Origin of the sequence: Paenibacillus dendritiformis (assembly GCF_015845845.1) — a bacterium.
Taxonomy (GTDB): domain Bacteria; phylum Bacillota; class Bacilli; order Paenibacillales; family Paenibacillaceae; genus Paenibacillus_B; species Paenibacillus_B dendritiformis_C.
This window is the reverse complement of the sequence record NZ_LDIG01000205.1, coordinates 24,618-36,706: the sequence shown is the minus strand read 5'-3', so window position 1 is coordinate 36,706 and position 12,089 is coordinate 24,618. Positions and strand designations below refer to the sequence as shown.

11 protein-coding genes are annotated in these 12,089 nt (G+C 53.1%); 3 read left to right on the top strand and 8 right to left on the bottom strand.

From position 1 onward, the window contains the following. Positions 1–28: 28 nt before the first annotated feature. Positions 29–1,093: a helix-turn-helix domain-containing protein gene (locus ABD76_RS29725; RefSeq protein WP_242069694.1), complete on the top strand. Its 1,065-nt coding sequence runs from the start codon at positions 29–31 to the stop codon at positions 1,091–1,093. A 5-nt stretch (positions 1,094–1,098) separates the two neighbouring features. Here the strand turns inward: ABD76_RS29725 and ABD76_RS21030 are convergent, their stop codons facing one another. The 3 genes from ABD76_RS21030 to ABD76_RS29715 form a co-directional block, all read right to left on the bottom strand. After that, entirely contained in the window at positions 1,099–1,347 is a 249-nt protein-coding gene (locus ABD76_RS21030; protein ID WP_242069693.1) for a hypothetical protein, read from the bottom strand. An 84-nt stretch (positions 1,348–1,431) separates the two neighbouring features. Next, complete coding sequence (locus tag ABD76_RS29720; protein WP_242069696.1) at positions 1,432–2,046, bottom strand: ABC transporter permease subunit; 615 nt, start codon at positions 2,044–2,046, stop codon at positions 1,432–1,434. Next, on the bottom strand, positions 2,036–2,386 hold the full coding sequence (locus tag ABD76_RS29715; protein WP_242069692.1) for a hypothetical protein: 351 nt from the start codon (positions 2,384–2,386) through the stop codon (positions 2,036–2,038). Before ABD76_RS29715 ends, ABD76_RS29720 begins: the two co-directional genes overlap by 11 nt. 298 nt (positions 2,387–2,684) lie before the next feature. Between ABD76_RS29715 and clpP the strand changes: the two genes are divergently transcribed. After that, the gene (gene clpP / locus ABD76_RS21020; protein ID WP_168182529.1) at positions 2,685–3,263 is read left to right on the top strand and encodes an ATP-dependent Clp endopeptidase proteolytic subunit ClpP; all 579 of its coding nucleotides are present in this window, start codon (positions 2,685–2,687) and stop codon (positions 3,261–3,263) included. A 177-nt stretch (positions 3,264–3,440) separates the two neighbouring features. Next, on the top strand, positions 3,441–4,514 hold the full coding sequence (locus tag ABD76_RS21015; protein ID WP_197259072.1) for a substrate-binding domain-containing protein: 1,074 nt from the start codon (positions 3,441–3,443) through the stop codon (positions 4,512–4,514). A 162-nt stretch (positions 4,515–4,676) separates the two neighbouring features. Here ABD76_RS21015 and ABD76_RS21010 read toward each other — a convergent pair whose 3' ends face one another. The 5 genes from ABD76_RS21010 to ABD76_RS20990 all read right to left on the bottom strand — a co-directional run bounded on the left by ABD76_RS21010 (position 4,677) and on the right by ABD76_RS20990 (position 11,871). Further along, the gene (locus tag ABD76_RS21010) at positions 4,677–5,171 is read right to left on the bottom strand and encodes a GNAT family N-acetyltransferase (RefSeq protein WP_197259071.1); all 495 of its coding nucleotides are present in this window, start codon (positions 5,169–5,171) and stop codon (positions 4,677–4,679) included. Positions 5,172–5,631: 460 nt separating this feature from the next. After that, the gene (locus ABD76_RS21005; RefSeq protein ID WP_197259070.1) at positions 5,632–7,230 is read right to left on the bottom strand and encodes an extracellular solute-binding protein; all 1,599 of its coding nucleotides are present in this window, start codon (positions 7,228–7,230) and stop codon (positions 5,632–5,634) included. Positions 7,231–7,351: 121 nt separating this feature from the next. Further along, positions 7,352–8,263: a carbohydrate ABC transporter permease gene (locus ABD76_RS21000; protein WP_197259069.1), complete on the bottom strand. Its 912-nt coding sequence runs from the start codon at positions 8,261–8,263 to the stop codon at positions 7,352–7,354. 17 nt (positions 8,264–8,280) lie between these two features. Continuing rightward, entirely contained in the window at positions 8,281–9,237 is a 957-nt protein-coding gene (locus ABD76_RS20995) for an ABC transporter permease (RefSeq protein ID WP_197259068.1), read from the bottom strand. Positions 9,238–9,579: 342 nt separating this feature from the next. Continuing rightward, on the bottom strand, positions 9,580–11,871 hold the full coding sequence (locus ABD76_RS20990) for a helix-turn-helix domain-containing protein (protein ID WP_197259067.1): 2,292 nt from the start codon (positions 11,869–11,871) through the stop codon (positions 9,580–9,582). Between the last annotated feature and the right edge of the window lie 218 nt (positions 11,872–12,089).

Below are 12,089 nucleotides of genomic sequence, written 5' to 3'. Positions count from 1 at the left end.
CGGCAGCAGCGCGTCCTACATTGCTATCATGCTGCTGACCTTCGATCCTTGGAAGCTGCACGCGAAATACCCGCATGACGATCAGTACCTGCTCTATTTCGCCGTCGAGAACATGGCGCTGGAGCTGGCAGAACAGTACGGCCAAGCGTATTCGCTCATGATGAAGCCAGGGCAGCTGGCCGTCTTCATCTGTAATGCCGGGCCGCTCGAGCCGGATCAATTGAAGCAGGCGAGCGCCGATCTGCTGCATGCGATCGAGACCTATTTGCAGCTCACGGTGACGCTCTCCGTCTCCTACTCGCTGCAAGGGCTCGGCGGGCTGCCCGATGCCTACCGGCAGGCCGAGCAGGCTTCGCGCTACCGGTTCGTGCTGAATGAAGATCAAGCCATCTTCACCCATGAGTTGGACCCCGCGCTCAGCTTCCAGCTGGAAGACATCACGGAATCGACGTACAAAATCTTGGACAGCTTGAAGGCCGCGAAGCTTGAGCCGGCCCGGGCCGAGTTCATTCACTTGATGGAGGGGCTGAAGGAAGGCGCCATCTTCTCCGTCGATTCGGTGCACGGCTTCTTCTCCCAGCTGCTCGGCTCAATGCTGCGCTGCATGGCACACCATCACGGCATGGAGTTCACGCCGGAGCTGCAGCGCACGCTGCTAAGCACCCTGGCCGCCCGGCAGACGCTCGGCGATGTGGAAGCCTTCTTCCTGACCGAGGTGTTCGGACGGCTCAAAACGCTGCTGGACGAGCAGGCCCATCCGAAGCATACCGAACGGATTGAGCGCGTCATCGCCTATATTCATGACCATTATGATCAGGACATCTCGCTGCAGCAATGCGCCGACGCCATCGGCCTGAACACGTTTCAGGTCAGCCGTTTGTTCAAAAAGCATACCGGGTGCAACTTCGTGGACTACGTCATTGCGTACCGCATCGAAAAAGCGAAGGACATGCTCCTACATACCGATATGCGCATTCAGGACATCGCCGGGAAGCTGCGCTACACGTCGGTGCAGAACTTCATTCGCACGTTCAAAAAGACGACGGGTATGACGCCGGGGCAATACCGCAAGCAGATGTCCGAACAGGAATAAAGCCGTCAGGCAGTTCCAGGCGAGGCCCGCTCCTCGATCGCTTTGATGCCCGAGCTGTTCGTCGTCGGAGGCGCCGCGCCATACAAGATATTCATGGCCGACACGCTGTACTTCTTGCCCTCATCCCCCGTGCTCTGTCCTCCTCCGGCGTTCGATTCCTTGGTTCCTCCACCGCTGCCGCAAGCCGTCAGCAAGCCGACGGCCATCGAACAAGCCAATAGAAGCGATACGATTTTTTTCCCTGTGAACTGCATGATTACATCCTCCCCCGTTTTGATTAAGAAATCATGATGGGCATTCTATGATGTAAGCACTTACAACATTGGAGGCAACCCGCGCTAAAATACGCCGCGCTCCCCCATCCGCTTCGCCAGCTTGTTGGCCCCGTAGATCAGGATCAGCCCAATCAAGCCCTTCATCAGCCCGACCGCGGTCGAGAAGCTGAAGTTGCCGTTGACGACCCCCGCTTGGTAGACATATGTCTCGATGACTTCCCCGACATCCCGCACGGAAGGGTTCAGCATGAGGAAGATCTGCTCGAAGCCGACATCCAGCACGCTGCCGAGCCGCAGGATGAACAGGACGACAATCGTGCTGCGGATGCCGGGCAGCGTGATATTCCAGATCTGGCGCAGCCGTCCGGCCCCGTCCATCTTTGCCGCCTCATACAGCTCGACGTCAATGCTGGACAGCGCCGCCAAATAAATGATCGTCCCCCAGCCGGATTCCTTCCAGATGACCTGCATCACCAGCATGAACCGGAAATTGTCGGGATTGGACAAAATATCGATTTTCGACATTCCCATATCGACCAGCATGTTGTTCACGGCGCCATCGCTCTGGAACATCAGATAGAAGATCCCCGCCACGACGACCCAGGACAGAAAGTGCGGCATATAAAAGACCGTTTGCAGCACCCGCTTGAACGCCCTTTGCGTTACCTCATGGATCATAATCGCCAAAAATATCGGAATCGTGAAGGCAAACACAATCTGATACAAAGCTGATAATCAAGGTGTTCAAAAAAATGCGCCCGATATCCGGATTCTCGAAGATGCGGTAGAAATGCTTCAAGCCGACCCACTTGCTGTCCCAGATGCCGAGCATCATGTTGTAATCCTTGAAAGCGATCACGACTCCGAGCATCGGCAAATATTTATAAATGACGAAGAACAGCAGGCCGGGCAGAGCCATCATCCATAAATACTTTTCGTTCCACAGCGTCCTCCCGATGCGGCTCCATTGTCCACTGGCGCGAGGATCGCGGATAGATGAGGGTGCTCCTGCTGACATTGGCGTCACCTCCTTTGTGCTCCTATTGTAGGTCACGCCTCGATGGCACGGAAACGTTCACTTTTTGATGCTCATTTTTTGATCGTTCGGCCCGCTCTGCAAAAAATGATACACGCCTCCACCCGAATCGTTGCCTCAACAAAAGCTGAAAAAAAACAGTTTGACCATCTTTGACTTTTAACTCGCAATCCGCTATAGTAAAGATACGGTTCTTGTCATTCGCGTCGAATGCATATCGTGTTTAAGGGGCCGTGAATTGGTTAATATTTAATGTTATTGATGCTGAGGAGGGATTATCGTGAGTTACGTTCCTATAGTTGTCGAGCAGACGAATCGAGGCGAACGGTCGTACGACATTTATTCCAGATTGCTGAAGGACCGCATTATTTTTCTCGGCTCCCAAGTGAATGATATGGTTGCCAACTCGATCATCGCTCAAATGCTGTTCCTGCAAGCCGACGATCCGGACAAGGATATTCATCTGTACATCAACAGCCCCGGCGGATCCATTACCGCAGGGATGGCCATTTACGATACGATGCAGCATATCAAGCCGGATGTATCGACGATCTGCGTCGGCATGGCGGCGTCGATGGGCGCCTTCCTGCTGAATGCCGGAGCGAAGGGCAAGCGGTTCGCGCTGCCGAACAGCGAGATTATGATTCACCAGCCGCTGGGCGGCGCCGAAGGGCAAGCATCCGATATCGAGATTCGCGCCCGCCGCATTCTGAAGATGCGCGACAAGCTGAATCATATTTTGGCGGAGCGCACGGGCCAGCCGCTCGAACGGATCGAGAGAGACACCGACCGCGATTACTTCATGTCGGCGGAAGAGGCGCTGGAATACGGCCTCGTCGATAAAGTGCTTCACAAGTAATTCCGTCATCGTGCCATACATCATGAGATCCACAAGCTGCTTGTATCGCGCCTGCGCGTACGGCAGCTTTTTCTGTGCCGCCAAGTTGAATTGCCGCTCGCTTTCATCGTATTATAAAATGATGATCCAGAAGAGGAATTGCAGCTATGATGATTCCGGAGAAGAGGAGTCGGGGACGTGCCAACGGTAAGAGATATAGCACGTGCAGCGGGTGTATCGCCGGCGACGGTATCGCGGGTTCTTACGGGCAAAGGAAACACATCCTCCGAAGTGAATGAAAAAGTACAGAAAGCGATCCGGGAGCTCGGGTACGTGCCCAGCCCCAAGGCGAAGCCGCACGCGAAGGATGCCGTGTCCCGCACGATTTGTTATACGATTGCGCGCGAACCTAGCGAAATTTTCGGCAATCCGTACTATTCCAATGTGCTCCTTGGTTTATCCAACGCGACCCAGAAATACGGATATGACCTGCAGATTTCCGCCTTTCGCTCGGTCGATCAACAAATCGAGAAATGCTTGTCGCTGTACCGGAACAAAAAAGTGGACGGCTTTATATTATCCGGCGTCATGTCGGCGGACAAAAGCTCGCTTATTCAAACCCTGCAGCAGCACTCCATTCCGTTTGTCATGATCGGACGAAGCCTGCAGCACAATATTTTTTGCATTCATAGCGATAATTTTCGGGACGGATATGTCACCGCCCAGCATTTGCTGGACCAGGGGTATCGGCGCATCGCGTTCCTGACCGAGAGTCTGGACGTCGATGTCGTCCGCGACCGGATCGGAGGGTACAAGCAGGCCTTGCACAGCAGCGGCCTGGAGGCGGGAGACGATGGCGTCGTCTTGTGCGGTTCGGATGAAGCGGATATGATCGCCGCTCTGGACGAATACAGCTCCGGCGGCAGCTCTTTCGACGCGATTATCGCCGCGGACAGCGTGCTGGCGCTCGGCGTATTGAAATATTGCCGGGATCGCAATCTGCGCGTGCCGGAGGATGTCGGCATCATCGGCTTCAACGATGCGGCCTTTCTTAACAAGATATCGCCGTCGATCAGCTGCACGACCATCCGCGGGGAGCATCTGGGACTGGAAGCGCTGGAAATGCTCATCGAGCTGATGGACGACCCGGAGCGCATTAATCAAAATAAAACGGTCACGCTCCCTTCCGAGCTGATCGTGCGCCAATCGACCCAACGAAGAGGGGAATCATTTGCGCAGGAATTTGCCCGATTTTGCCGCCGACAGCGTTAACATACTGTAAGTTTGCAGGAATCCCCCGCGTATCCCCGATTGGAGCGCACAAGAGCATCATGCGGACCAGCCCAGCCCCCGGCGGTGAAATGAAAAAAGCCCGCTGCAGCGGGCAACAAGCCGACTTCGCGGGCATCCCATAGAAGCAAGGAGCATCAATCATCATGATCGATCCGCGGTGGAAAAGGCAATAATGGGACCTTCCCAGCCATCCTCTCTGATGACCTCGTATGTACCGTTTGTATACTTTCCAATCGTCTTCGTCCAGAACGCTTGCGCGGGCTGGTTCGTCTCCAATTGGCCGACCTTCCAGCGGCCTTGGAACCGATCGAACAATTCGGCAGCCGCAAACTGTCCTACTTTTTGCTGTCTATATTTCTTCATGACGAAAAATTCGGCCATCTCATACACGGTCCGGCCGGACTCATCCGCGCCCAGTTCTCTGATTAAGGCGAAGCCGGCCAATTTCCCGTCCACCCGAAGAAAGAACGGATGCCTGCCTTCCTCCGTCCAGTAATGATCCAGATACATATATTCGTACAAGCCGTTCTCATTGACATCCTCCGGGTCATACTCTGAGAAATCATACTTGTACAGCTCGAGAAGATTCCGCAGGGCCGATTTGCCCTCGTATTCGACTCTCTCAATCGCGATCATATTATTCCTTCCTTTTCCAGCAGAGGTTTTGACCCCATTGTATCATATCCAACGATAGAGTTCTTGGCATTCCAGTGCCTCTCCAGTGTTCTGGCGCAACCGGGCCAGCATCCTTATTTGGCATCCCGGCGTTCTTCCTCCTTAGAATAAAAAAAGAGCCGCATCGCAAGCGATGCGGCCTATATTATGTTCTAGGGGTAAACTGTAAACCATGAGAAAGATGAAACGGATGTCCTTGTTCAACGGATGGAATCCGGCTGTCCAAGGTTCAATCGATGCAGGGCAACCCTCCTTTGCAAGAACTCATCTGTCATTCGGTCCATAATCAGAATACAATGGCTACATTAAAGAAAACTGAACCGAACCTTAAAATTAGATAAAAATGAGCACGGTTCCAAAAATAAACGAAAATAAACGGAACCCCGGAGGCATTCACCCCCGGGGTTCTTGGCATTACGGTTTATTTCCCTGTATTCCAACGGTCGTACGCCGCTTGATAGATTTCTACGATGCGGTCGCCGCCCATCTTTTTGCAAGTCTCGAGATATTTATCCCAGTTCGTCAACGGCTCCTGGCCGGTTACGAATTTCGCTTCCATTTGCTTCACGTACGTATCCAGGTCGGAACGGATGCTGGATACTTCCGCTTGCTCGTCTTGCGACAAGTATACGCTCGGGAATGGAACCTTTGCGATAGGAAGGATCTTTTCCTCGGTTTCTTTCTTCAGCCATGCGTCGAATTCGCCGGAGAAGCCGCGCTTCGTGTCTTCGTTCGTAATCTTCGGAACGACGACGCCGTAGTCCGGAGTCAGCGTCGCGCGATACTCTTCGCGGTCGCCGCCGCCAGGCACATCCAGCCATTTCTTCGTATGGTCTTCCTTATTCACATACTCCCACAGAATGCCTTCCGGACCGTTGCTGAGCAGCTCGGCGCCTTCCGTCGAGTACAGATAGTCAACCCAACGCATCGTTGCTTCCGGATGCTGGTTCTTGTTCGTAATCGCAAACGCGCCTTTCGCCAGACCCGGATGCTTCGCGGCTACGGCCTTCACGTCGCTGTCGACCGGACGGTACATCGGATCATCCATGCTTGGCTCGCCGCCGAGCGTGAAGTAAGCATGATAGTCAGAGAAGAGGCCGATCTGGTTGTTCTTCCCTTTCGCTTTTTTCTGCTCGTCGGTTTGCGAGAACGTTTCTTTGTCGAGCAAGCCTTCGGTCCACAGCTTGTTCAGGAACGTCAAGTACTCCTTGTAGCCTGGCTCCATTGGCGTATAGTGAACTTTGTCCTGGGTATCGGAATAGATAACTTCGTTGTAAATGCCCCATGTGCCAAGCAGCCACATGCGGATATCGTCCAGCTTCACGGAAGCGAGCGGAATCTCGTCTTGCTTGCCGTTGCCGTTCGGATCTTCCTCTTTGACGCGCTTCAGATAGGTGTACAGCTCATCGACCGTTTTAGGAACTTCCATGCCAAGCGCTTTCAAAAACTTGCCGTTGTACCACAACGGTCCGCGGTACCATCCGGCATCGAGGTCGATGTTCGGCAGGGAATAAATATGTCCATCCGGCGTTGTAATCGATTTGCGGATATCCGGATTTTCGTCAAGAATTTTCTTCAGGTTCGGAGCGTACTCTTCAATCAAGCCTTCCAGCGGGATGAGTACGCCTTGACCGCCATAATTGACTTCATCGGAAGCTTGGAGCTGTCCGGAGAAGAACACGTCTGGATAGTCTCCGCTCGCGAACACGAGGTTTCTCTTTGTATCGAAGCTATCAGCCGGCGCATTGCGGAACTCGAACTTGATGTTCGTCTTCTTCTCCATCTCCTTGAAGAAGGCCATGTCCTGCCAGTTCTGAATCCCGACATCTTGCCCCATCATCGTCAACGTAATCGGCTCGTTGACGATAGGGAAGCCTTCCTTGCTGACCTCGCTTGCGGATTCGCTGTTGCCGCTGTTGCCTTCTGCCGCAGGCTTCTCCGAAGAGCCGCAAGCCGCCAGCAGGGTGAAGAGCATCGTCATGGACAGAAGAATTGCCCACGTCTTTTTAAGCTTTTGCATGCGTAGATCCTCCCTTTTGTGTTCATTATACGTTACCGAGTGAAGCACATATAATAAGCAAAGACTGGAAGTCTTCGTTATTATCCGATCAAGATGAAGCGGTCGGCTGATGGGACGAACATCAGCCTTTTACGGAACCGATCATGACGCCTTGCACGAAATAGCGCTGCAGGAACGGATAGACGACAATGACCGGCAAGGTCGACACGATAATGACGGCATACTTGATGAGAGAAGCGACCTCCGCCTTGTTGTTCAGCGCAGCGGCGACCGAGCTGTTGACAGCCGCGCCGGTCGTCTCGGCCGACATTTCCTGCAGGACGAGAATCTGACGCAGAATCATCTGCAGCGGATACTTCGCCTCATCGTTCAGATAAATCAAGGCTCCAAAGTAACTGTTCCAGTGGCCTACCCCGTAGAACAGCGCCATAACCGCGATAATCGGCGCCGACAGCGGGAGGACGATGCGGATGAACAGCCTCATATTGGTGCAGCCGTCAATCTGTGCGGCTTCCTGAAGCTCGTTCGGTATCGTGGACTGGAAGAATGTCCGCGCCACGATAATATTCCAGACCGATGCCGCGCCCGGCAGAATCAGGGCCCACATGCTGTTGATCAGACCCAGCTTTTTGACGAGCAAGTAACCTGGAACAAGCCCGCCGCCGAAGAACATCGTCACCATGAACATGCCCATGAAGAAGTTGCGTCCGACGAAGTCTTTGCGGCTCAAGGCGTACGCCGCGGGCAAAGTCACGATAAGGTTGACCAAGGTTCCGACAACCGTATAAATAATCGTGTTTTTATACCCGGACCAGATTTTGGCGTTATCGAAGACCCGCGCATACCCTTCGAACGTAATCCCTTTCGGAAGCAACCACATTTCCCCCGAGTTGACCAGCTTCGGATCGCTGATAGATGCGCTGATGATATAGATAATCGGATAGGCGACGATAACGAACGCCAGTATCAGATAAATATAGTTACAGAAGACAAACACTTTATCCGCTCTCGTTTCTTTCACGGCAGAAGCCATCTGCTGCTCCCTCCTTCCTACCACAAGCTCGTTTCGCTTGTGCGGCGCGCGATTTGGTTGACTGTAATGAGCAAGATAGCGTTAACCACCGAGTTGAACAAGCCGACAGCGGTGGAGAAGCTGTACTGGGCATCGACCAGACCCGAACGATAGACGAAGGTGGAGATGACGTCCGATGCTTCCATGTTGAGCGGGTTCTGGAGGAGCAAGATTTTCTCGAAGCCCACCCCGAGAATGCTGCCCATGTTCAGAATCAGCAAAATCGTAATCGTCGGCACGATGGTCGGAATATTGATATTCCAGATGCGCTGCCAGCGGCTTGCGCCATCCATGATCGCCGCCTCGTGAAGCTGCGGATCGACGCCGGAGAGCGCGGCCAGATAGATGATGGTTCCCCACCCGGTGCTCTGCCATACGCCCGACAGGACATAGACGGTCTTGAACCATCTCGGGTCCGTCAGGAAGGCCGCAGGCTCGAAGCCGAGAAATTCGATAATATGAACGATAATCCCGGTCGATGGCGACAAGAAGGTAATGATTATACCCGCCATGACGACAACGGAGATAAAATGCGGCGCGTACGTAACCGTTTGCACGGTTCGTTTGAAGAAGCCGTCTTTGACTTCATTGAATGCCAAGGCAAGAATGATAGGAAGCGGAAACCCGATGGCCAGCTCGTACAGGCTGATGCTGAGCGTGTTCCACAGCAGATCCCAGAAATAGTAGGAGTTAAAAAACCGCTCGAAATGATCAAACCCTACCCAAGGGCTTCCCGTAATCCCCTTGGCCGGAATAAAGTTTTTAAATGCGATTTGAATCCCGTACATGGGACCGTAGTGGAAGATAAGAAAATAAAGAAATGCAGGGGCGATAAAAAGATACAATTCCCATGTTTGCGCCATGCGCTTCCATACCGATTTCTTTTTCGTGGCCGGCATGTTCATCGTAAGAGCGCTTTCTGCGTTTCCTTGCATCGTCTCCACTCCCTCCTCTCAAATGATAGGCAATAGTCTTGATGTCTATAGGTTGCGCGGTCAGCTTGGCTGTCTCGCGCCTTGCTAACGCTTACACAAATTGTAGCCATCGGGCCTTCTGCCCGTAAATATGTCGATTCCGCACGGTCAACTTCTACATCTTCGCCTGTCAATAAGAAGCGTTTCCCTTATAAAGCGCTGTCATTTCGGATTCGTCTGATAGGAGAAAATAGGTCATTTTTGATGTGAACGCTTGCATCGCAAAATCGACACATCCCCTTGCTCAACAATAAAAAACGGCAGACACCCTCTCCCTGCGGAGAAAATGCCTGCCTTCCATCGCTACTCCTCCATCTCGGAGGAATGACCTCCGGTTCCGTACAGCTTCCGGTATTGTCCCGGCGTATGTCCGGTTTCTTTCTTGAATTTACGGATAAAATTCGGCACATCCATGTAACCGACCCGGATAATAATATCCTTGAGCGGTTCGTTGCCGCTTTTCAGATGGCGGATCACTTCATCCATGCGGAGCTGCCACACATGCTGCGAGAACGTGTGCCCGGTCTTGTCCTTGATGGACCGGCTCAAATAAGAGACGGATACCCGATACATCTCCGCCAGCTTCTCTAGACTCAGATCATATTCGCAATAGTGCTCCGAGATATAGGTGACGACCTCGTCGGTCAACGAGCGCTGCTCCGTCTCTTCCTGATGCTCCACTTGGCTGCAAATATAGACAACCAGCTCGCACAGCTTCGCCTCCAGCTGCTCCAGCGTCTCGAACTTCGCCAGATCGGGCACCTGCTGCGCCGTCTCCGTCAAGCCCAGCTCAGAGGCGGTTTTCAGCACCGTATTCAGCACATCGAAGCACATGCAGCGCAGCAGCGGGATCGCCGGCTCCTGCTGCTGCAGCTTCCGGAACACCGCTCCGATCGTGTCCACCGCCACGGTCGCATTGCCCTGCTTCAAGCTCTGCGTCAGCTTGATGAGGGAATCTTTGGCGATCCAGAAATTCTGATCCTGCTCATAGGTCAGATTGGAGAAGAACGTGACGCTGCCCTTGCCGTTCACAATCCGGTATTCCAGCGCCGAAGCGGCTTCAATATAAGATTGATTGAGCTGCTCGGGACTCGCGTACAAGCTGCCGATGCCCATCGTCGGAATGGCGGTCATATGCTCCTCGACAAGCCGGTGCACATCCTCCACGATCGCTTCCATGCGCGCTTCGTCATCCGTCTCCGACTCCGCCTCCATGCTGACAATGAGCGCCAACTGCTCGGTGTGGGACAGCTCGACGCCATAGGCCATCGCTTTCCCTCTCGCCAGCCCGAACTCCGTAAATTGCTGCACGAACACTTCCCGTTCCTGCGCGGAATACACCCGATCTACCATATATTCCCATGCAATAATGATAACAAACATGCTCCTGCCGGAGAGGACAATCCCTAGTTGCTGCAGCATTTCCTCGGCATCCTCCCGGCTCGGGGCGCCGCGCTTCAACAGCGTCAGCAAATACTGATTCCGGGCATACGGCTCCTGCAGATCCACCTGATTCCGATAGGACAGCAGCGTCTCCCGAATCCATTCCAGCTCTGTCTTTCCTTTGTCTCCATCCTCCGCCGCTTCGCCGGTTCCGCGCTTCAGATTCGCGAACTCGAGAAGATCGCGAATCGGGTGATACTGCCGCTTGGCAAGCAGGATGGCCAGCATCGAGCCGAACAAAATCGTCACCGCGAAAATCATTAAAATAAAGGTCTGGATATGAACGACGCGGCCGAAAAACTGCTTCGACGGCATCGCGGTGACATATGTCCAGCCGTTGGAATCCGACTTGACGGCGACGACGGATTGCTGCACTTCGCCGAGCTGTTCCGTATGGATGCCCGCCTCTACGGAGGCAAGCCGCCGCACCGCTTCCTCTTCCATCTCGCCGCCATGGCTCGCTGCGGCCAGCACCCGGCCGTCCTGGTCAAAGATATAGGCATTGCCCTGGAAATTGCTCAGAACCGACTCCATCATCCCCGTCAGCATCGACTCTTCAATCAAGTAGGTAACGGTGCCTTGCTTATAGCCCTGATTCGTCGGAATCGGCACCAGATAAGCCAGCATCCGGTTCTGGCCATGGCGGTTCACGGTCACCTGCTCGGTGGGCCGCATCGTCGGCACCTTCACGGCATTCAGGTCCCGAACGAACGTATTCTTGTTCCAACTGGAGAAGTTATACACATAGTCGAACATCGTGTCGACCGACATCATCCCACGGCAGGAGTAGATCACATCGTCGCCATGAAAATATAAAAACATCTCATTCACGATCGAGCTGTTCGCCTTATATTTATCCAGTGTATCGATCGCTTCCCCGCCATAATAGGCGTGGCGGACCATATAAGGAGTCAGCTTGCTGTCGAAGCTGATCCGGGCCGCGATCTCTTCCAGCTCCTTCATCCGCCCGTCGATATTCCGCTTCGCCTGCTCCAATTGGCTGATGCTCGATTGCTCGATCTCGGATCGCAGGTTATTAACGGCATTCTGATAAATAATAAACGTCATCACAATCAAGGGCACCAAAAAAATCGATAAATACGACAGTATATATTTAAATAACAGCTTGGATTTAAAATGATTCCATCGCATTTCCCCATGGCCCCCTACTATCGAATTGACAAATTGCGAATGAGACTTTTTTCGTCTGTAAGCGTTTTTATATTATATCATATGGTATATCATTTTTATATCTTTTTCGACAATTTACGACCACCCCCCCATTCCGAAGGCATAAAAAAGCACTATCCGGACTGAAATTCCGGATAGTGCCATATAAATAGACTTCAAATCCTGCACCGCTTGTCGAT